Origin of the sequence: Microbacterium sp. LMI12-1-1.1 (assembly GCF_040676455.1) — a bacterium.
In the GTDB taxonomy this organism is placed as follows: Bacteria; Actinomycetota; Actinomycetes; order Actinomycetales; family Microbacteriaceae; genus Microbacterium.
The window spans coordinates 570,143-589,915 of sequence record NZ_JBEGIA010000016.1; the positions used below are offsets into that span (position 1 = coordinate 570,143).

At 72.0% G+C, this 19,773-nt stretch carries 17 protein-coding genes; 8 read left to right on the forward strand and 9 right to left on the reverse strand.

Annotation, left to right across the window (positions count from 1 at the left end):
* The first annotated feature begins 1 nt into the window (after position 1).
* From MRBLMI12_RS20625 to MRBLMI12_RS20635, 3 genes are all read left to right on the forward strand, one after another.
* Positions 2 to 1,060 (forward strand): phosphotransferase family protein, encoded by a 1,059-nt coding sequence (locus MRBLMI12_RS20625; RefSeq protein ID WP_363358037.1) that lies wholly within the window; start codon positions 2 to 4, stop codon positions 1,058 to 1,060.
* On the forward strand, positions 1,060 to 2,265 hold the full coding sequence (locus MRBLMI12_RS20630) for an acyl-CoA dehydrogenase family protein (RefSeq protein ID WP_363358038.1): 1,206 nt from the start codon (positions 1,060 to 1,062) through the stop codon (positions 2,263 to 2,265). The genes MRBLMI12_RS20625 and MRBLMI12_RS20630 overlap by 1 nt, the downstream gene beginning before the upstream one ends.
* A 62-nt stretch (positions 2,266 to 2,327) precedes the next feature.
* Complete coding sequence (locus tag MRBLMI12_RS20635; RefSeq protein ID WP_363358039.1) at positions 2,328 to 3,911, forward strand: AMP-binding protein; 1,584 nt, start codon at positions 2,328 to 2,330, stop codon at positions 3,909 to 3,911.
* 184 nt (positions 3,912 to 4,095) lie between these two features.
* Here MRBLMI12_RS20635 and MRBLMI12_RS20640 read toward each other — a convergent pair whose 3' ends face one another.
* From MRBLMI12_RS20640 to MRBLMI12_RS20680, 9 genes are all read right to left on the reverse strand, one after another.
* Positions 4,096 to 5,382 (reverse strand): ABC transporter substrate-binding protein, encoded by a 1,287-nt coding sequence (locus MRBLMI12_RS20640; RefSeq protein ID WP_363358040.1) that lies wholly within the window; start codon positions 5,380 to 5,382, stop codon positions 4,096 to 4,098.
* A 47-nt stretch (positions 5,383 to 5,429) separates the two neighbouring features.
* Entirely contained in the window at positions 5,430 to 6,575 is a 1,146-nt protein-coding gene (locus MRBLMI12_RS20645) for a branched-chain amino acid ABC transporter permease (protein ID WP_363358041.1), read from the reverse strand.
* Positions 6,572 to 7,450 (reverse strand): branched-chain amino acid ABC transporter permease, encoded by an 879-nt coding sequence (locus tag MRBLMI12_RS20650; protein ID WP_363358042.1) that lies wholly within the window; start codon positions 7,448 to 7,450, stop codon positions 6,572 to 6,574. The genes MRBLMI12_RS20645 and MRBLMI12_RS20650 overlap by 4 nt, the downstream gene beginning before the upstream one ends.
* Positions 7,450 to 8,202 (reverse strand): ABC transporter ATP-binding protein, encoded by a 753-nt coding sequence (locus tag MRBLMI12_RS20655; RefSeq protein WP_363358043.1) that lies wholly within the window; start codon positions 8,200 to 8,202, stop codon positions 7,450 to 7,452. Before MRBLMI12_RS20655 ends, MRBLMI12_RS20650 begins: the two co-directional genes overlap by 1 nt.
* The gene (locus MRBLMI12_RS20660) at positions 8,199 to 8,936 is read right to left on the reverse strand and encodes an ABC transporter ATP-binding protein (RefSeq protein ID WP_363358044.1); all 738 of its coding nucleotides are present in this window, start codon (positions 8,934 to 8,936) and stop codon (positions 8,199 to 8,201) included. The genes MRBLMI12_RS20655 and MRBLMI12_RS20660 overlap by 4 nt, the downstream gene beginning before the upstream one ends.
* A gap of 473 nt (positions 8,937 to 9,409) precedes the next feature.
* Positions 9,410 to 10,156, reverse strand: a complete 747-nt coding sequence (locus MRBLMI12_RS20665) for a glucose 1-dehydrogenase (protein ID WP_363358045.1) — start codon at positions 10,154 to 10,156, stop codon at positions 9,410 to 9,412.
* On the reverse strand, positions 10,153 to 11,193 hold the full coding sequence (locus tag MRBLMI12_RS20670) for an NADPH:quinone oxidoreductase family protein (protein WP_363358046.1): 1,041 nt from the start codon (positions 11,191 to 11,193) through the stop codon (positions 10,153 to 10,155). The genes MRBLMI12_RS20665 and MRBLMI12_RS20670 overlap by 4 nt, the downstream gene beginning before the upstream one ends.
* Positions 11,180 to 11,770, reverse strand: a complete 591-nt coding sequence (locus MRBLMI12_RS20675) for a TetR/AcrR family transcriptional regulator (RefSeq protein WP_363358047.1) — start codon at positions 11,768 to 11,770, stop codon at positions 11,180 to 11,182. The genes MRBLMI12_RS20670 and MRBLMI12_RS20675 overlap by 14 nt, the downstream gene beginning before the upstream one ends.
* Positions 11,771 to 11,806: 36 nt before the next feature.
* Positions 11,807 to 12,562, reverse strand: a complete 756-nt coding sequence (locus MRBLMI12_RS20680) for an SDR family oxidoreductase (protein ID WP_363358048.1) — start codon at positions 12,560 to 12,562, stop codon at positions 11,807 to 11,809.
* Between the two features lie 204 nt (positions 12,563 to 12,766).
* On the opposite strand from MRBLMI12_RS20680, the gene MRBLMI12_RS20685 reads away from it, so the two are divergent.
* The 5 genes from MRBLMI12_RS20685 (at position 12,767) to MRBLMI12_RS20705 (ending at position 19,772) form a co-directional block, all read left to right on the forward strand.
* Positions 12,767 to 13,999 carry an acyl-CoA dehydrogenase family protein gene (locus tag MRBLMI12_RS20685; protein ID WP_363358049.1) on the forward strand — a complete coding sequence of 411 codons (1,233 nt, stop codon included), beginning with the start codon at positions 12,767 to 12,769 and terminating at the stop codon, positions 13,997 to 13,999.
* A gap of 62 nt (positions 14,000 to 14,061) precedes the next feature.
* Positions 14,062 to 15,216 (forward strand): AI-2E family transporter, encoded by a 1,155-nt coding sequence (locus MRBLMI12_RS20690; RefSeq protein ID WP_363358050.1) that lies wholly within the window; start codon positions 14,062 to 14,064, stop codon positions 15,214 to 15,216.
* Positions 15,217 to 15,419: 203 nt separating this feature from the next.
* Complete coding sequence (locus MRBLMI12_RS20695) at positions 15,420 to 15,608, forward strand: hypothetical protein (protein ID WP_349426613.1); 189 nt, start codon at positions 15,420 to 15,422, stop codon at positions 15,606 to 15,608.
* A 42-nt stretch (positions 15,609 to 15,650) separates the two neighbouring features.
* On the forward strand, positions 15,651 to 18,572 hold the full coding sequence (locus tag MRBLMI12_RS20700) for an ATP-binding protein (protein WP_363358051.1): 2,922 nt from the start codon (positions 15,651 to 15,653) through the stop codon (positions 18,570 to 18,572).
* A gap of 153 nt (positions 18,573 to 18,725) precedes the next feature.
* Positions 18,726 to 19,772 carry an ATP-dependent DNA ligase gene (locus tag MRBLMI12_RS20705; protein ID WP_363358053.1) on the forward strand — a complete coding sequence of 349 codons (1,047 nt, stop codon included), beginning with the start codon at positions 18,726 to 18,728 and terminating at the stop codon, positions 19,770 to 19,772.
* The last annotated feature ends 1 nt before the right edge of the window (position 19,773 follow it).

A 19,773-nucleotide genomic window follows, 5' to 3' on the forward strand; every position in this document is an offset into this window, starting at 1 on the left:
GATGACCGGAGTTCCGGGACTGGATGTCGCGGGGTTGACCGCGTGGCTGCGCGAGGCGCACCCCGACCTCGCCGCCGGCGAGCTCACGGCGGAGGTGATCGCCGGGGGGCGCAGCAACCTCACGTACGCGATCGACGGAGCGCGCATCCCGCTCATCGTGCGGCGCCCTCCGCTCGGGCACGTGCTGTCCAGCGCGCACGACATGCGGCGCGAGCATCGCGTCATCTCCGCCCTGGCCGGTACTGCGGTGCCGGTTCCGCAGGCCATCGACGTGGTCGACGACACCGGGCCCGCCAAGGTCACCGGCACCGTCTTCTTCGTGATGGAGCGCGCTCCGGGCCGCGTCCTGGCTCGGCGCGAGCAGAACGCCGAGTACACCGCCGATGGCGTGCGGCGGCTGAGCCTCGACCTCGCCCGGCACCTCGCCGACCTCCACGCCGTCGATCCCGCCGCCGTCGGCCTCGGCGATTTCGGCCGCCCCGACGGCTACCTCGAGCGTCAGCTCGCGACGTGGCGTCGCCAGCTGGGTGCTTCGCGTTCTCGGGCGACACCGGTGCTCGACGCGCTGCAGTCGAGTCTTGCCGACGGCGTGCCGGCCTCCACTCGGTCCGGGATCGTGCACGGCGACTATCGCCTCGACAACGCGCTGGTCGTCGGCGAGGCGGATGACCCGCGGATCTCGGCGATCCTCGACTGGGAGATGGCGACCATCGGCGACCCACTCGTCGACCTCGGCATCTTCGGCCTCTACTGGGACATCGGCGACCTGCCCGGCGGAGGCGGCGTGGTGCCCAGCGCCGTCGACACCGCCGCCGGCTACCCGTCCTTCGACGAGCTCGCCGACGCCTACGCGGAGCGCGCCGGCATCGCCGTGCCCGACCTGCGGTGGTACCGCGCGTTCGCCGCGTACAAGCTGGCCGTGATCCTCGAGGGCATCCACTTCCGGTATCAGGCCGGCGACACCGTGGGCGAAGGCTTCGACCGCATGGGCGCGCTCGTCGAACCCCTCGCCCGCACGGGCCTCGGCGCGGCCGGGGCCGGCACACAGGAGGTGCACTGATGGACTTCGCCCCCGATGCGACCACCCTCGACTACACCGAGCGGGCACGAGCCTTCCTCGAGGAGCATGTGCTCCCCGCCGAGCCCGTCCTCGACGAGCAGCTGGCCGCGACACCCGACGAGTGGACGGTCCGCCCGGTGGTGCGCGAGCTGCAGGAGAAGGCCCGCGCACAGGGCCTCTGGAACCTCTTCCTTCCCGGTGACCACGGCGGAGCCGGGCTCACGAACCTGCAGTACGCGCCCGTCGCCGAGATCACGGGCTGGAGCCCGCGCCTCGCGCCGGCCGCGTTCAACTGCGCCGCGCCCGACACCGGCAATATGGAGGTGCTCAACGACTTCGGCACGCCCGTGCAGAAGGAGCGCTGGCTCGAGCCGCTGCTGGATGCCCGCATCCGTTCGGCGTTCTGCATGACCGAGCCCGAGGTGGCGTCGTCCGACGCGACGAACATCGGCACCCGCATCCGCCGCGACGGCGATCACTACGTGATCACCGGCCGCAAGTGGTGGTCCACCGGCGCCATGAACCCCGACGCCGCCGTCTTCATCGTCATGGGCAAGACGGATCCGGATGCGGCGCGCCACCGCCAGCAGTCCATGATCCTGGTCCCCCGCGACGCCGCCGGGGTGCACATCGTGCGTCCGCTGAGCGTATTCGGCTACGACGATCGCGACCACGGCGGTCACGCAGAGGTGGCCTTCGACGAGGTGCGCGTGCCGGTCGAGAACCTCATCTCCGGCGAGGGCGACGGGTTCGCCATCGCGCAGGCGCGGCTCGGTCCCGGCCGCATCCACCACTGCATGCGCGCGCTCGGCATGGGCGAGCGCGCCCTCGCGCTGATGATCGAGCGCGCGTCGTCGCGGCACGCATTCGGGCGCGCGCTGTCCGAGCAGGGGGTCGTGCGCGAGTGGATCGCCGAGGCCCGCATCCAGCTCGAAGCCCTGCGCCTGCTCGTGCTGAAGACGGCCTGGCTCATGGACACCGTGGGCAACCGGCACGCGATGACCGAGATCCAGGCGATCAAGATCGCCGTGCCGCGAGCGGTGCAGCAGATCATCGACCGTGCCATCCAGCTCCACGGCGGCGCGGGGGTCTCGTCCGACACCCCGTTGGCCGAGCTGTACGCCGGGGTCCGTTCGCTGCGCATCGCGGACGGCCCCGACGAGGTCCACCTGGCGAGCCTCGGTCGCGCACAGCTGCGCGCCTGAGCCCGCGCGACCGGCGGCATCCGGTCACTCCTCCACCGCTCAACGACGACGGAAGGCCCGACATGACCACCCATCCCCTCGACCCGGCCATCGACGGCGCGGGCTATGCGACCCTGTCGGTCGCGAGCATCCTCGCGGAGTCGGCCGTCCGCCACGCGGAACGCACCGCCTTCCACTTCGCCGGAACGACCACGACGTACCGCGAGCTGTGGGACCAGACGCGCGCCTACGCCGGCGCGCTGCGCGCACGCGGCATCGGCCGGGGCGACCGGGTCGCGATGCTGGTGCCGAACGTGCCGGACTTCGCCCGCGTCTACTACGCCGCGCTCTCGCTCGGCGCGATCGTGGTGCCGGTGCACCTGCTCTTCAAGGCCGACGAGATCGCCTACGTGCTCCGCGACGCGAGCGCAGACCTGCTCGTGGTCGCCGCCCCGCTGCTGGGCGAAGCGGTGCCCGCCGCCGCGGCGGCCGGCGTGCCGCTGGTCACGGTGCTGCTCCCGGCCGATGCCGGCGCGGACCTGCCCCGCCTGGAAGCCGAGGCCGCCGCCGCGGAGCCCATCCCCCGCCACGAGCCCGTCGGCCCGCTGGATGCGGCGACCATCCTGTACACGAGCGGCACCACCGGCACGCCCAAGGGCGCCGTCGGCTCGCACCTGTCGATCGTCGAACAGGTGCACACGACGCTCATCGACGCTTTCGACCTGCGCGCCGACGATGTCGTGTTCGGCGGGCTGCCGCTCTTCCACACCTTCGGGCAGACCGCCGTGATGAACATCGCGCTGCGAGTCGGGGCATCCGTCATCCTGCTGCCGCGGTTCGACGCCGACGAGGCGCTCGCGCTCACGGCAGACCTCGGCGCGACGGTGTTCACGGCCGTGCCCACGATGTACGTGGGGATGCTGGAGGCCGCCCGCCGCTCGTCCGCCCGCCCTCCGCTGCGCTACGCGGTCTCGGGCGGGGCCGCGCTGCCGGTCGCCGTCCTCGAGGCTTTTCGCGATGCCTTCGGCGCCGACGTCCACGAGGGGTACGGCCTCACCGAGACCGCACCCACCGTGTCGTCGAACCCGCTGCGCGAGCCGATCCGGCCGGGCACCGTCGGCCGCGCCCTCTGGGGCGTGGACGTCGCGATCGCCGACCCCGACGTCGACGAGACCGTCGTGCTGGTCGACGCGCACGACGCCCTCGGCGAGATCGTCGTGCGCGGGCACAACCTGTTCAAGGGTTACCTCGGACGAGCGGATGCCTCGGCCGCCGCCGTCGTCGACGGCTGGTTCCGCACCGGCGACCTGGGCACCTACACCGGCGGGGTTCTGACCATCGTCGACCGCAAGAAGGACATGATCGTGCGGTCGGGGTACAACGTCTACCCGACCGAGGTGGAGGCCGTGCTCGCTCGGCATCCCGGCATCGCCGTCGCTGCCGTGTTCGGCGTCGACGACGACGTCCGCGGCCAGGAGGTGCACGCGGCGGTCGTGGCGCACGACGGCATCGAGCTCGACCCCGACGACGTCGTGGCGTTCGTGCGTAATCGCATCGCCGCCTACAAGTACCCGCGCGTCGTGCACCTCGTGCCGTCGCTGCCGCTGGGCTCGAGCGGGAAGGTGCTCAAGCGCGAGCTCGTCGCACAGTTCTCCCCCGTCGTCTGACGCTCCGCCCCTCGCCGGATCCGCGAGACCCCAGTGGGCGGACGAGACCCTGGGAAACCCCCACGGTCTCGTCCACCCACTGAGGTCTCGCCGTCGATGGATGCGCAGACGGCGAGCGGAGACGCCGACGCAGGCGGCGACGCCAACGGCCCGGACCGCAGGGCCCGGGCCGTTCGCAGCGGGATCAGGACCCGGGAACGCCCTCGCCCGAGAGCGCCACGGGCGACGGGTCGACCGTGGTCACGGTTCCTCCGTCGACCGCGTAGGTCGCCCCGACGTAGTCCTGCACGCCCTGGTCGACGGTCGTGATGCCGGCGCCGAGGTAGGCGGCGTGGCTGTCCTCACCGAACGAGAGGGGAAGGATGCCGTTGCCGGCGAGATCGCCGGCGCTGACGGCGTCGATCAGCGACTCCCGCGTCGGGTTCTCGCCCGCGGCCTCGAGCGCCTCGGCGAACAGGTATGCGACGCTCATACCGTAGACGGTGTTTCCGTCGAACGGCGCGCCGTCGTTGTACTCGTCGTTGATCTGCCGGAAGAGAGAGACCCACTCCGAGTCGCCGCCCGCGGCCGGCAGGTAGTTGGTGCCCACGAGGCCCTGCAGCAGCTTGGGTCCCACGTCGGCGCCGAGGTACTCGACGAGCGTCTCGTAGCTCGCGCCAGACGACGACGAGAACCACATCGGGAACCACCCCAGCTGCGCGGCGGTCCCGACGGCGAGCGCCGTGAAGCCGTTGATGGTCGCGAGGATGTTGATCTCACACCCGGCCGCCTTGAGGGCGCCGATCTGCGCCGCGACGTCCTGGTTCGAGACCGAGTACCGCTCGACCTGGGCGAGCCCGTCGGCGCCGAGGGCCAGCTCCGCGCCCTCGATCATCTCGTCGCCGAAGTCGTCGTCCTGCCCGAGCAGGCACACGACCTTGTCGGGGTACTCGTCGGCCGCGTACTGCGCGAGCGCGGCACCCTCGACGACGTAGTCGGCGTTGAACCCGAACGTGTTCGGGTACTTCTCCGGCTGGTTCCAGCTGGTCGAGCCCGAGGCCACGAACAGGTCGGGCACGTCGTTCTGGGTGAGGTAGTCGAGCACGGCGGTGTGCGTCGGCGTGCCGAGGCCGTTCACGATCGCGAAGACCTCGTCCTCCTGCACGAGCTCGCGGACCACGGTCTGCGTGTTCGCGGGGTTGTAGCCGTCGTCCTTGACGATGTACTCGATGTCGCGGCCGTGGACGCCGCCGTTCTCGTTCAGATAGGCGAAATAGGCCGTCGCGGCCGCCGAGATCGACGCGTAGCCCGCGGCAGCCGGCCCGGTCAGCGGCGTGTGCGTGCCGATCGTCACGGTGTCGTCGCTGACGCCGGGAACGGCCTCGTCGGCCCCGCCCGGGGCGGCGGGCGTGCTGCAGCCGGCGAGCGCGACGGCGACGGCAGATGCGCCGACCAGCGCCGCGACGCGGCGTGTGAGGGAGTGCTGTGACATGGTCACCTCTTTCTGTGTGGTGTGGGTGGTGCGGGACGAGTGGACGATCACGGATGCCGCGACCCGGCGGCCGCAGCTGCGGACGGTTCGTGGGCCGACGACGCGGGGCCCGACTCGGTCGACGTATCGGCGACGACGGCCGCGTGCGAGGGCGCGACGGGAAGGCGCGCCGTGCGACGTCGCCGGCGCCGGAGGCCGGCGAGCCCGCCGGGCCACGCGAGCATGACCACGATGAGGAGCAGGCCGAAGACGAGGATCGAGAGGTTGCCCGACAGCCGCTGCGCGACCTCGGCCGACAGCGGCAGCGCGGCCGTGGCGGTCCCGAGCAGCCACGGCAGCAGCACGATGAGCGCGGACCCGATCGCCGCGCCGCCGATGCTGCCGAGTCCGCCGAGCACGACCGCGACGACGAGCAGCAGCGAGAACGCGAGGGTGTACGCGCCCGGGCTCACCGACTGCGTGACGAAGCAGAGCACCGCGCCGCCCGCCCCGGCCGCGATGGAGCTGACCGTGAACGCGGTGACCTTCACCCTGCCGGAGCGCACGCCGTTGAGCCGCGCGGCGGTCTCGTCCTCGCGCACCGCCCGCATGCGCAGTCCGAGGCGTCCGCCGGCGAGCGCGGCGAGCGCGGTGACGACGACGCCCGCCACGATGATCGCGACCCACGCCTGCCACTGCTCGACGGCGATGAGCCGCTCGAGCACGGGCGGCACGCCGTCGTAGGCGATCTGCACACCCTGGTCGCCGCGCAGCACGCCCGAGAACACGGCCGCGACGGCGGGCACCGCGATGACGAGCGTGAGTGTCACGCCGGCGAGGTACGGTCCGCGCAGGCGCGCCGCGGCGAGCCCCAGCAGCCAGCCGAGTGCGGCCGACACGACGACCGCGACCAGCATGCCCGTCAGGAATCGCGGGATGCCGGTGATCCCGGCATCCGTCATCGCATTCGCCGTCAGCGCGTAGCCGTAACCGCCTGCGGCCATGAGAGCGGCCTGCCCGAGCGAGAGCTGCCCGCTCTGCCCGATGAGCAGGGTGAGCCCCGCGGTCGCGCAGAAGTAGGCCGCCACCGTGGCGAGCTGGAAGTTGCGATACGGGTCGAGCAGGAAGGTGCCGCCGATGGCGATCAGCGTGAGCACGGCACCGAAGACGAGCACGCGAGGGATGCCGCGCAGCGAGGGAAGCAGGCGGGTCATGCGCTCCTCGCCTCCCGCAGCGAGAAGATGCCGCCTGGTCGCACGAGCAGCACCCCGACGAGCAGCACCAGCACGCCGATGGGTGCGACGGTCGCGCCGAGGTACCCGGTCACGAGGGTCATCGCGACTCCGACGACCAGCCCGCCGACCAGCGCGCCTACCGGCGAGTCCAGCCCGCCGACAACGGCCACGGCGAAGGCGTAGACGAACAGCATGTCGGTCGCGTGCGGGTTGAGCCCCAGCTCGGTGGGCACGAGCAGCATGGCGGCCAGCGCGGCGACCGCGGCCGACAGCATCCAGCCGATCGTGACCATGCGGCCCACCCGCACGCCCAGCACACGCGACACCTCGGGGGCGAAGGCCGAGGCGCGCAGCTGGAGCCCGAGCGATGTGCGGGTGAACAGCAGCGCGAGCACCGCCATGACCGCAAGAGCCACGACGAGGACGAACACGTCGTACGGCGACAGCAGCGGCACGCCGCCGATCGTGATCGGGCTGTCGTCGAACGGCGCGCGCATCGGACGGTACTGCGCCCCGAACAGGATGCCGAGCAGCGACTGCAGCACCATCACCAGCCCGATGGCCACGATCACTCCCGACAGCGGGCTGCTGTGCGGGGCGAAGCGCATCAGTCCGCGTTCCACGCCGAGACCGAGCGCGGCGCCGGCGATGAGCCCGGCCGCCAGGCCCGCCCAGTACGAGCCGGTGAGGCCGGTCACCGCGAACGCGGCGTACGTCGCGACGAGTGCCATCGCGCCCTGCGCGAAGTTCACGATGCGCGCGGCGCGCCAGATCAGCACCAGGGACAGCGCGAACAGCGCGAAGATCGCGCCGCGCGCGAGGCCGGTGGCCAGGAGGAAGAGCAGTCGGTCCATCAGAATCCCAGGTAGGCGTGTCGGAGGGTCTCATCGGCGGCGAGGGCCGCGGCCGGCGCGTCCGCCACGACGCGGCCGAGGTCGAGCACGACGCCGCGATCGGCGATCGACAGAGCGCTGGTGACGTTCTGCTCGGCGAGCAGCACGGTCAGCCCACGGCTGGCGGCGGCATCCCGCAGTGTCCCCATCAGCTGCGCCACGACGAGGGGCGCGAGCCCCAGCGACGGCTCGTCGAGCGCGAGGAGCACGGGCTCGGCGATCAGCGCGCGCCCGACGGCGAGCATCTGCCGCTCTCCGCCGGACAGCTGGTGCCCTGCGCTCGCGCGGCGACGGGCGAGGGGCTCGAACAGGTCGTAGATCTCCGCGATGGCGCGCTCGCGCGGTGCCCCGCGATGCCGCCAGAGCGCACCGAGTCGCAGATTCTCGTCGACCGTGAGCTCGGCGACCACGCTCTGCCCGTCCGGCACGAGGGCGAGGCCTCGGCGGGCACGGTCCTCGGTGCGCAGGTCCGCGAGGTCGTCGCCGTCGAGGACGAGGGCGCCGGATGCCGCCGGCACCAGCCCGGCGAGCGTGCGCAGGAGGGTGGTCTTGCCGGCGCCGTTCGCACCCAGGAGCGCCACGGCCTCGCCCGGAGCGAGCGCGAAGCCGACGCCGTGGAGCACAGGCGCCCCGCCGTACCCCACGGTGAGGTCGCGGATCTCGAGCGCGCCGCGGTGCGCCACCGCCTGCGGCTGTGCGTCCGCCCGTCTCATGCGCGGGCCTTCACGCCGAGGTACGCCTCTTCGACCCGCGGATCCGTGCGCACCTCGTCGGGGGTTCCGCGGGCGATGACGCGGCCGAAGTCCAGCACCACGATGCGGTCGGCGAGACCCATGACGAAGTCGACGTGATGCTCGACGAGCAGCACCGCGCAGCCGGTCTCGGCAACCCGCGCGATGACATCGCCGAGGCCCGCGATGTCGTCGGCGCCCAGACCGCCCGCCGGCTCGTCGAGCAGCAGCAGGCGTGGGGACGTGACGAGGGCGCGGGCGAGCGCCACCCGCTTGCGGTCGGGATACGACAGCGTGGTCACCGGGCGATGGGCCAGGTCGTCGAGGTCGAGCGCGCGCAGCTGCGCCGCGACCAGATCGTCGGCGTCGCGCCGGCCCGACACGGGCAGCAGGACGTTCTCGCGCGCGGTGAGTCCGGCGAACAGGCCGAGCCCCTGCAGGGTGCGCGAGACGCCGCGCGCGCTCAGTGCGGCGGTGCGCCGCGGTGCGGCGGCGCCGTCGATGCGCACCTCGCCGCGGCGCCGGACGAGCCCGCAGACCGCGTTGAAGACGGTGGTCTTGCCGGCGCCGTTGGGCCCGATGAGCGCGACCACGTCGCCGGGACGGACGTCGAACGAGACGCCGTCGAGCGCGGTCAGGCCGCCGAATGCGACGCTCAGGTCGCTCACGTCGAGCCGCGCGGGAGCGCGGTCGTCGGCATCGGATCGTACGTTCATCGGCACCTCTTCGTGTCGGGTGCGCTCACTGTAGCGCAGAAACCGACCGGGCGGTATGTTCTTGTTGCACGATCGTGATGTGAGGCGAGACGCGGGCCGTGCGGCGCGTTTCGTCTCGGTCGCTGCGCTCCCTCGCTCAACGACCGGGCACCCGCTGCACTCCGCCGCTCAACGACCGGGCACTCGCTGCGCTCCCTCGCTCAACGACCGGGTACTCGCTGCGCTCCCTCGCTCAACGACCGGGCACTCGCTGCGCTCCCTCGCTCAACGACCGGGTACTCGCTGCGCTCCCGCGCTCAACGACCGGGTCGCGTCTGCGCTCCCTCGCTCAACGACCGGGCACTCGCTGCGCTCCGCCGCTCAACGACCGGGTCGCGTCTGCGCTCCGCCGCTCGAGGACCCTCGGCGACGCACGACACGCGGTCGTTGAGCGAGCGCAGTGAGACGAAACGCGTCTCGGGGCCGGACCGCGCCTACTTGTGCGGGATGCCGGCGATCATGCCGCCGTCGACGACGAACTCGGCTCCGCTCGTGAACGACGAGGCATCCGAGGCGAGGAAGACGATGGTGCCGGCGAGATCCGACGGCTCGCCCGGCCGCCCGAGCGGGATGTCGAGATGCGCGGGGTCGATGCGCGTCGTCATGTGCGTGTTGATGAACCCCGGATGCACCGAATTGACCCGGATGCCGAACGGCCCGAGTTCGACGGCGAGCGACTGCGACAGTCCGCGCACGCCGAACTTGGCGGCGGTGTAGCCGTGCAGCCCCGGACTCCCCCGCATGCCCTCGACCGACGAGATGTTGATGATGGAGCCGTGTCCCTGCGCCTTCATGATGGGCACGACCGCGCGGCAGCCGAAGAAGACGCCGGTGAGATTCACGGCGATGACGGCGTTCCACTTCTCGGTGGTGAGGTGTTCGATGGGCGCGGCGTTGGCGATGCCGGCGTTGTTCACCAGGACGTCGACGGCGCCGAACGCGTCGGCGGACGCCTGGACCGCGGCATCCCACTCCTGCTCGTCGGTCACATCGAGGTGCGCGAACAGCGCGCGATCGCCGAGCTCTGCGGCGAGCGCCGCCCCGTCGTCGTCGAGGATGTCGGCGATCACGACGCGCGCACCGGACTCGTGCAGCGCCCGCACGTACGCCGCCCCGATGCCGCGGGCGCCGCCGGTGACGAGCGCGACCCGGCCGTCGAGCCCGAACCGATTCGCGCTCACGAGGCCACCTCGATGACGACACGGCCCACCGTGGTGCCCGACGCGAGCGCCGTCAGCGCCTCGGGCGCGCGATCGAACGGCACGACGTGGTCGACCACCGGCCGCACCGACCCCTCGTCGGCGCGCCGGGTCAGCTCCGCACGGGCCATCTCGATGAGGTCGGGACGTACACCGGGGTACATTCCCCAATGCAGCCCCACCACCGAGTAGTTCTTGACCAGCACGTGCCCGGCGGGCACGGTCGGGATCGTGCCGCCGGCGAAGCCGACCACCACGATCCTCCCCTCGAACGCGATGCACTTGGTCGATGCGTCGAACGCCGCGCCGCCGACCGGGTCGAACACGACGTCGGCGCCGTGGCCGCCCGTCGCGGACTTGACCCCGGCGACGAGGTCGTCGACGCCGCGCACGAGCACGACCTCGGCGCCCGCCGCGCGGGCCACCGCTGCCTTCGCGTCGGAGCCGACCACGCCGATGACCCGCGCGCCGGCGGCGACGCCCAGCTGCACTGCGGCAAGACCCACGCCACCCGCGGCGGCGTGCACGAGCAGCCACTCTCCCGACTGCAGCGCCGCACGCCGGTGGAGGCCGAACCACGCCGTCTGGTACGCGACGGTGAGCCCCGCGGCTTCGGCGTCGGACAGCGAAGCAGGGGCGGCCCACACGTCGGATGCCGGCAGCACCACGTATTCCGACAGCACACCGATCTTCGACCCGACGACCCGCTCCCCGACGGTGGCCCCCGAGACCCCGGGACCCAGGGCGGCGACCGTGCCGACGAGCTCGATTCCCGGCGAGAACGGAAGCTCGGGCTTCACCTGGTACTCGCCCCGGCACAGCAGCACATCGGGGAAGTTGGCCGCGACGGCCGCGACCCTCACGAGCACCTCCCCCGCTCCCGGCGCGGGGACCGGCACGGTGTCGAGCGACAGCGCTTCGGCGGGCTCACCGAGCCGTGTCACGCGCCACGCGCGCATCGACGCGGGCACGACCGCCGCGGCGGCGTCAGCATCGACGCTCAGATCAGGTTCCGGCATCCGTTCTCCTCAGACTGGTCAGGAACAGGTCGGTCAGCTGCTCGGCGACGAGCGTCTTGTCTTCGGGACCCTCGGGCGAATACCAGTGCGAGAGGTAGTGCACGTCGCTGAAGAAGTGGGCGACGAGCATCGCGAGCGGGATGTCGGTGCGGTACAGGCCCTCGGACTGCCCGCGCGAGATGAGCTCGGCGAACTCGTCGTGATAGGCGCGCCGGCGGCGGGTGACCTCCTGCTGGCGGGGCGCCGACAGCATGTTGAGGCTGCGGAAGAACACCGCCCCCTCCTCCATGGAGTCGATCGAGGTCTCGAGCACGTCGACGCAGACCGCGCGCAGCACGTCGTCGACGGTGCCGCCGCGGGCGATGATCTGATCCAGGTGCGCCTTCTGCAGCGTCAGCAGCCGCTCGTAGATGCCGAAGAGCAGATCGTCCTTGGACTCGAAGTAGTGGTACATCGCGCCCTTGGTGACGCCGGCGGCCTCGACGATCTGCTGCACGCTCGTGTTGGCGTACCCCTGGCGGGCGAACAGCTCGACGGCGGCGCGGGTGACGTCGTCGGCGACGTGGGAATCCTTCATGCCTTCATCCTTCACCCGAACCGGTCGCGCTTCCCGTCACGTGAGGGGACGGATGCCGGCACCGCCGTCGATCGCGACCGTCTGGCCGGTGATCCACGCGGCGTCGTCCGAGAGGAGGAACGCGACCGGGCCGGCGACGTCGGCCGGCTCGCCGAGCCTCGCCAGAGGATAGGCGGCGGCTGCCTCGGCCTCGTGCCCTTCGTACAGGGCCCGGGCGAAGGCCGTCTTGATCACGGCCGGAGCGACGGCGTTCACGCGGATGCCGGGCGCCAACTCGTACGCGAGCTGCGCGGTGAGGTTGATGAGCGCGGCCTTCGAGATGCCGTAGAACGCGATGCCGGGGCTGGCGCCGAGACCGGCGACCGAGGCGATGTTGACGACGGAGCGGGAGAGCCCTGCGGCGAGCGCGGCGCGCGTCCAGTCGAGGGTGGCGACCACGTTGACCTCGAGGATCTTGCGCGCGGCCTCGGCGTCGATGTCGACGATCGGGCCGTACACCGGGTTGATGCCGGTGTTGTTGACGAGGTGGTCGAGACCGCCGTGGCGCTCCGTGATGTGCGCGAACACGGCGGCGCGATGATCGGCGTCGTCGGCGCGACCGGCAACCGCCGAGGCGGCGTCGCCGAGCTCCGCGATCGCAGCGTCGAGCGCGTCCTGCTTGCGACCCGTGAGCACGACCGCCCCGCCCTCGTCGACGATGCGCCGGGCGATCGCGAAGCCGATGCCGCGGCTGGAGCCTGTCACGAGCGACACCGTGCCTTCGAAGCGACGGGTGTGGTCGATAGGGGTCATGGCGCCTCCTTGCGACATACCGGCTGGTCGGTTTTCCCACGTTAGCAGACGTCTCTGCGTTTCGACTCGCAAGCTCGCTCAACGACCGGCCGCTCGGTGGCGACCGAGACGGAACGGGTGACACTGAGTACTATGGTCGGTGGGATTCAGTTCCACCCGAACCGGATGCCTCACCATCCGTCCGCACGCGTCAGGAGCCCGATCGTGACCGATTTCCAGCCCCGCCCCGGTCAGAGCGTCGAAGGCTACGACGTCACCGCCCGCCGCGGCACCGACTACTACGCGGTGTTCGCCGACATCCCCGCCGCCGACCGTGAGGCCTGGGAGCGCGCCGAGGCGTACATCGACGAGGTGGGCACGCGCATGCTCGACGCGTGGGACACCGCCGAGTATCCCCTCGACATCGCTATGCGCGCCGGCGAGCTCGACCTCTTCAACGACGGCATCGTGCACCCGTCGCTCACGCGCCTGTCGCCCCTGGCGGCGGGCCTGGTGAACATGGAGATCTCCCGCGGCGACGGGTCGCTGGGCACCGTGCTCGCCGTCCAGGGCGGCCTCGCCCTGCGCACCCTCGCGCTGTTCGGAAGCGACGCGCAGCAGGAGCGCTGGCTGGTGCCGGTCGCCCGCGGCGAGGTCCCGGCATCCTTCGCCCTCACCGAGCCCGACCACGGATCGGACTCGGTGTCGCTCGAGACCGCAGCCCGGCGCGCCGGCGACGACTGGGTGCTCGACGGCGCCAAGAAGTGGATCGGCAACGGCGCCTCCGGCGGCATCACGTTCGTGTGGGCGCGCGTCGACGCCCCCGGCGACGAGTTCCACGGCGCGGTGCGCTGCTTCCTCGTCGAGCAGGAGACGCCGGGGTATGTCGGCACGGTGATCCAGGGCAAGGCGTCGCTGCGCGGCATCCATCAGGCGCACATCGTGCTCGACGGTGTACGCGTGCCGTCCGATGCCGTCCTTCCGGGAACGAAGAGCTTCAAGGATGCCTCGACCGTCCTCTACTCGACGCGGTCGGGTGTCGCGTGGTCGGCGCTCGGTCACGCCACCGCCTGCTACGAGGCCGCCCTCGCCTACTCGCAGCAGCGCATCCAGTTCGGCAAGCCCCTCGCCAAGTTCCAGATGGTGCAGGAGCGCCTCGCGAACATGCTCGAGGAGCTCACGGCGATGCAGCTCTACTGCCGCTGGATGGCCGACCTCGAGGAGCGCGGCGAACTGCGTCCTACGCAGGCGTCGCTGGCGAAGTACCACAACACCCGCGCCGCACGACGGATCGCGTCGACGGCGCGCGACATGCTCGGCGGCAACGGCATCCTGCTCGAGAACGGCGTCATGCAGCACATGGCCGACATCGAGGCGATCCACACGTACGAGGGCACCGAGAGCGTGCAGGCACTGCTCATCGGCCGCGACATCACCGGCATGAGCGCGTTCGCCTAGTCGGCGCGCGCCACGCGCGCAACCCGCACGCCCCGGATGCCGGGGACCAATACCCTCGGCTCATGGGACTGTTCCGGAACGACCCGCAGCGCGTCGTCGTCGAGTCGCACGATGTGGAGCCGCGCGCCACCCGTGCACCGTGGAGCCTGTGGGCCGACGGCTTCGGCAAGCTCGGCATCCGCTCGATCCAGATCATCGTCGTCGTCACGGTGGCTGCGGGCATCATCTTCGCGATCCAGCAGCTCACCCTCGTCACGATCCCGCTCGTGATCGCGCTGATCCTCGCGTGCGCATTCAACCCGGTGATGAGCTGGATGCGGCGGCGCGGCATCCCATCGATCCTCGCGACGCTGATCACGCTGCTCGCCATCGTGGTGATCCTCGGCCTCCTGAGCTGGCTCATCGTGTGGGCGGTGCGCGACCAGTGGGACGACCTGTACGCGCAGGCCGAAGACGGCTTCCAGCGTCTGCTCGCCTGGATGCAGACACTGCCGTTCGACTTCGTGCAGCCTGATCAGCTCGATGAGTGGGTGAAGACGCTCACCGACTTCGTCACGAGCGCGCAGTTCGGCTCCGGCGCGCTCGCCGGTGTCGGGGCGGTCGCGAACTTCGTGACCGGGCTCGTGCTCATGGTGACCATCCTGTTCTTCTTCCTCAAGGACGGTCCGCAGATGTGGGAGTTCATGCTGCGGCCGTTCCGCGGGGCGAACTACCTGCGCGCGCGCCGCATCGGCGACAAGACCACGACGGTGCTGGGCTCGTACGTGCGCGGCACGGCCACCGTCGCCGCCGTCGATGCCATCGGCATCCTGATCGGTCTGCTCATCCTTCAGGTTCCGCTGGCGCTCCCGCTCTCGGTGCTCGTCTTCCTGCTCGCCTTCATCCCGATCGTGGGCGCGACAGTGGCCGGCATCGTGGCCGCGCTCGTCGCACTCGTTGCGAACGGGCCGATCAACGCCCTCCTGGTCGTCGGGGTGGTCGTTCTCGTCAACCAGCTCGAGGGCAACTTCCTGCAGCCCGTGCTCATGGGCCGGTCGATGAAGCTGCACGCGTTCGTCATCCTGGTCGCCCTGACCGTGGGCACGGTCCTCGGCGGCATCGTCGGCGCCGTGCTCGCGGTGCCCATCACCGCCGCGGCCTGGGGCGTCATCCAGGTCTGGGATGGCCCCGACCTCCCCGCACGCTGGGCGCGGCCGAAACGGCCGGTCGCGGGCTGAGGCCCCGCCTGGCGCGCCGGAGGCCTCGTCGGCGGCAACGGTCTCGTGCGCGCCGTCTTAGTCCGCGGGGCCGTCCGTCTAAGGCACCCCAGCCGTCAAGACAAGGCGATCGCCCGATGGGGCGGACCCGCCTTAGCGAGGACAGTCGTACCTGTCAGCACAACCGGAACCCTCCGACGTTCCGCCGCAGACAGGAGAGACTCATGAACGACACCACCTTCACCGGCTACATCCTCGACCAGCACCGCGCGGCAGACCTCGTTCGCGAGAACGAGCTGATGGTCGCCCACCGCGAGCAGGGCCGCGCGGTCGAGCGCCCCCACGGGCGCACGCTCGCGGCGTGGTTCCGCACCGCGACCCACCGCGACCCGCGCACCGCGGCCGTCGCGTAGCCGCACCCCCCGCCCACGCATGGGAGGTGCCACCATATGAGCATGCCCGCACTCCACTCGAGCCCGCGCATGGTCGGCCGGCAGACCGAGCTGGCCGCGCTGCTCGAGGCGTTCGACGCGGGCGTCGGCGGCACTCCGCGCACCGTCGTGGTGCGCGGCGAGGCGGGGGTCGGCAAGACGCGGCTGGTCCAGGAGTTCCTCGCCCTCGTCACGGCGGATCCGCTGGGGGCGCGGACGGCACCGGGTGAAGCCCCCGTCGTCGCCTTCGGCCAGTGCGTCGACCTCGGGCCGATCGGCGCCCCGTTCGGCCCCATCCGTCGCGTGCTGCGCGACCTGCACGCCGCCGTCGGCACGGACGCCCTGCGCGACGCTGCCGGGTCCGCAGCGGCGATCGCGAGCCTCGCCGCGCTCGTTCCCGGCATCGCCGATGAGCCCGCCGAATCCGAGGAGCCTGCGGGCGAGTTCGCCGAGGCGATCGAGGTGCTCCTCGAGCAGCTCTCGCGGCGCCGGCATGTCGTCGTGGTGCTGGAAGACCTGCAATGGGCGGATGCCGCGACCATGGCGCTGCTGAAGACCCTGGCCAGCACGCTCCGCGGCCGGCGCCTCACCATCGTCGCGACGTATCGCTCCGACGACATCGACCGCTTCCACCCGCTGCGCCCGGTGCTCGCCGAGCTCGACCGCACCCGCTCCGTCGTGCGCGTCGAGGTCGCTCCGCTCACGCCGGACGAGGTGGCCGAGCAGGTCGCCCAGCTGGCAGGCGGCCTGGATCCGCGCGTCGTGGAAGCCCTCGCGGAGCGCAGCGGCGGCATCCCGTTCCTCGTCGAAGAGCTGGTCGACCTCGGCGACCGCGCCCTCCCCGACACGCTCCGGGAACTCGTCCTCGCCCGATACGCCCGCCTCGGCGACGACGCGCAGCAGGTGGTGCGCACGATGGCCGCAGGCGGCGTTCACGTCGACGACGACGTGCTCTCGGCGGTGACGGCGCTCGACGAGCGCGCGCTCGATGCCGCAGTGCGCGAGGCGATCGACACCCGCGTCATCACCGCCGACGGCGCCGGCTACGCGTTCCGTCACGCCCTGACGCGCGAGGCGGTCGAGGCCGAGATGCTGCCGAGCGAGCGCGTGCGCGTGCACCGCCGCTACGCCGAGCACCTGAGCGACCATCGCGTCGACTCGCCCGACGACGCGTCCGCCGTCGCCGAGCACTGGCTCGCGGCCCGCGACCTTCCGGCCGCGTTCGACGCGACGGTGGCCGCGCTCCGCCAGTCGCGGTCGCGGTTCTCGCCCGCCACATCGGCGAAGCTGACCGAGCGCCTCGCGGAACTCTGGGGTCAAGTGCCGGATGCCGAGACACGCGCCGGCACGACCCTGCCCGCGCTGCACCTCGACGCCGCGCAGGCCTGGCACGACCTCGGCGATTCCGAGCGCTCCCTGCGGTCCGCCAACGAGGGCCTCGCGGTCTGCCCCGACGATCCGCTCATGCGCGCGGCGCTGCTGCGGCAGCGGTACGTCCAGACCTTCAACCTCGAGCACACCGGCCGCCCCGCCGACCTCGACGAGGCCGTCGGGCTGCTGGAGGGCGTCGACGACCGCCGCGCCCGGGTGCTGCTGTCGCGTGTGCTCACCAACATGGCGATCGACGAGCACGGCGCGGATGCCGCAGAGCACGCCGCGCGCGCCATCGCCCTCGCGGAGGAGACGGGCGACGACCCCGCCCTGGCGGTCGCGCTGACCGTGGAGGCGTGGCGGCTCGCCGGCGACGAGGACCAGGATTCGGCGGCACTGGCGCCGCTGGAGCGGGCCGTCGCTCTGCGGCTGGACCCGCCGATGCGCGCCTACGTGGGCAGCGCGCTCACCCACATGCTGGTGACAGCCGGGCGCCTCCACGAGGCCGTCGTCGTCGGAACACAGCACTACGAAGACGTCGTCCGCGCCGGCATCGAACGGGGCTCGGGAGCGGCGATCGCCCAATCGGTCGCGTTCGCCCTCTTCGCCACCGGAGAACCCGAGACCGCGCTCCATTACGCGCGACGCGCGCGACGGCTGATGAGCCGGGCCGATGCGGCCTCCACGCTGCGATTGCTCTCCTCTCACCTGGTGTGGGACGACCGCCCGCGCGAACGCGACGACCTGCTTACGGCCGAGCGCGGCCGCATCGAGGAGTCACAGCGCCTGTACCCCGACAAGGCCGTCTGGTGGGCGGTCGAGCGGGCAGACGCGGCGCTGACCCTTCACGCCCGGCAGGGGACGGATGCCGCCACCGCCGTGCTGGCCGCCGCCGAGGATCCGGAGGGCAGCCGCAGCACTGTGCGCCGCTATGCCGTGCTGACGGCGGCGCTGCTGACGCACTCCCCCGGCCGCCCAGGCGACCCCGGAGTTCGGGCGCGCATCGAACGAGCCCTCGACGGCTGGCCCGACAACGAGCTCGCGGGGCGCGTGTCGAGATTCGTCCGCGCCGTGCTCGCGGACGGCGACGGCGCCCCGGCCGACGATCGCGTGACGGCGTGGCGCGCCATCGTGGACGAGCTGACCCCCGGCGGCATGCCGACGTGGCACCTGCAGACGGCGCGCTGCCGCCTGGCCTGGGCGTTGATCGACGCCGGTGAGCGCGACGACGCCGCGGACCTGCTGGCCGCGATCACGGCCGAGGCGCCTCCGCTGGGTGTCGCGCGCGCGGCGCGCTGGGCGACCGAGCTCGCGACGCAGGCCCGGCTGATCCCCGGCACGACCGCCGCCGACGCGGGCGAGGGGATCGTCGCGTCCCTCACACCGCGGGAGCTTCAAGTGCTCGAGCTCATCGCCGAGGGCCTCACCAATCCGCAGATCGGCCAGCGGCTGTTCATCAGCCCCAAGACGGCGTCCGTGCACGTCTCGGCGATCCTCGCGAAGATCGGCGCAGCGAACCGCGCCGAGGCCGCCGCCCTGTACGCCGCTTCGGCGTCGGCGTCGGCGTCGGCCTGACCGGGTGCGCCGCGGGCGCGGCATCCGTCCTCGCTCCCAGCGCTGCGGTCCAGGAAACGCACCTTCCGGGTGCCGCGAACCTGCGAACCACGGACTTCACAGCCGCCCGACACGGGGTGTCGGGTGTCGGCGGACCACGGCAGGATGGTGCGCATGCCGTACGAGATCCCCGCGCCGATGCTCGCGAAGTCCGTGCCCGACGTCCCCGATGCGGCGAAGGTGCCGGGCGGGCTCAGCTACGAGCCCAAGTGGGACGGGTTCCGCGCGCTGGTGTCGTGGGACGGTGAGAACGTCGAGATCGGCTCGCGCGGGGCGAAGCCGCTGACCCGGTACTTCCCCGAGCTCGTCGAGGCGTTCGCCCGTGTCCTTCCCGAACCGTGCCTGCTCGACGGCGAGATCGTCGTGCCGGTCGACCGCGACGGTCGGCGCCGGCTCGACTGGGAGTCGCTGTCGCAGCGCATCCACCCGGCGGCATCCCGCGTCAACATGCTCGCCGAGCAGACGCCGGCGATGTTCATCGCGTTCGACCTGCTCGCCGTCGGCGACCGCGATCTGCAGAGCGAGCCGTTCGCGACCCGACGCGAGACCCTCGTAGAGCTGCTGCGCGATGTGCCCGATCCGGTCCACGTCACACGCACGACCGACGACCCCGACCTCGCGCGGCGCTGGCTCGCCGAGTTCGAGGGGGCGGGGCTCGACGGCGTCGTCGCCAAGCCCCTCGACCAGCCGTACGCACCGGGCAAGCGCACGATGTTCAAGATCAAGCACGCGCGCACGGCCGACGTCGTCGCCCTCGGCTACCGGATCCACAAGTCCGGAGAGGGCGTCGGCTCACTCCTGGTCGGCCTCTACGGCGAAGACGGCACGCTCTATCCCGTCGGCGGCGTCGCCGCCTGGAGCAACGCGCGCCGCCTCGAGCTCATCGACGAACTGGCTCCGCTGGTCGAGCGCGATGCCGACGGCGAGGCACTGCGCGGCGAGGGTGAGAAGTCGCGCTTCCAGGCCGGCCGCGCCGACTCGTCGTTCGTGCGGCTGCGCCCCGAGCGCGTGCTCGAAGTGCGCTACGACCAGCTCGAGGGGTGGCGCTTCCGCCACACGGTGCAGTTCGAGCGCTGGCGCCCCGACCGCGACCCTCGCTCCTGCACCTACGAGCAGCTCGAGGTCATCGCCGCCTACGATCTGGCTGACGTCCTGGTCTGAG

Bases quoted from the DNA above. Each gene is read 5' to 3' on its own strand.
- MRBLMI12_RS20650 (WP_363358042.1), bottom strand. From the start codon at position 7,450: ATGGACCGACTGCTCTTCCTCCTGGCCACCGGCCTCGCGCGCGGCGCG.
- MRBLMI12_RS20675 (WP_363358047.1), bottom strand. From the start codon at position 11,770: ATGAAGGATTCCCACGTCGCCGACGACGTCACCCGCGCCGCCGTCGAG.
- MRBLMI12_RS20680 (WP_363358048.1), bottom strand. From the start codon at position 12,562: ATGACCCCTATCGACCACACCCGTCGCTTCGAAGGCACGGTGTCGCTC.
- MRBLMI12_RS20705 (WP_363358053.1), top strand. From the start codon at position 18,726: ATGCCGTACGAGATCCCCGCGCCGATGCTCGCGAAGTCCGTGCCCGAC.
- MRBLMI12_RS20660 (WP_363358044.1), bottom strand. From the start codon at position 8,936: ATGAACGTACGATCCGATGCCGACGACCGCGCTCCCGCGCGGCTCGAC.
- MRBLMI12_RS20625 (WP_363358037.1), top strand. From the start codon at position 2: ATGACCGGAGTTCCGGGACTGGATGTCGCGGGGTTGACCGCGTGGCTG.
- MRBLMI12_RS20695 (WP_349426613.1), top strand. From the start codon at position 15,420: ATGAACGACACCACCTTCACCGGCTACATCCTCGACCAGCACCGCGCG.
- MRBLMI12_RS20655 (WP_363358043.1), bottom strand. From the start codon at position 8,202: ATGAGACGGGCGGACGCACAGCCGCAGGCGGTGGCGCACCGCGGCGCG.
- MRBLMI12_RS20645 (WP_363358041.1), bottom strand. From the start codon at position 6,575: ATGACCCGCCTGCTTCCCTCGCTGCGCGGCATCCCTCGCGTGCTCGTC.
- MRBLMI12_RS20635 (WP_363358039.1), top strand. From the start codon at position 2,328: ATGACCACCCATCCCCTCGACCCGGCCATCGACGGCGCGGGCTATGCG.
- MRBLMI12_RS20670 (WP_363358046.1), bottom strand. From the start codon at position 11,193: ATGCCGGAACCTGATCTGAGCGTCGATGCTGACGCCGCCGCGGCGGTC.
- MRBLMI12_RS20700 (WP_363358051.1), top strand. From the start codon at position 15,651: ATGCCCGCACTCCACTCGAGCCCGCGCATGGTCGGCCGGCAGACCGAG.
- MRBLMI12_RS20630 (WP_363358038.1), top strand. From the start codon at position 1,060: ATGGACTTCGCCCCCGATGCGACCACCCTCGACTACACCGAGCGGGCA.
- MRBLMI12_RS20690 (WP_363358050.1), top strand. From the start codon at position 14,062: ATGGGACTGTTCCGGAACGACCCGCAGCGCGTCGTCGTCGAGTCGCAC.
- MRBLMI12_RS20640 (WP_363358040.1), bottom strand. From the start codon at position 5,382: ATGTCACAGCACTCCCTCACACGCCGCGTCGCGGCGCTGGTCGGCGCA.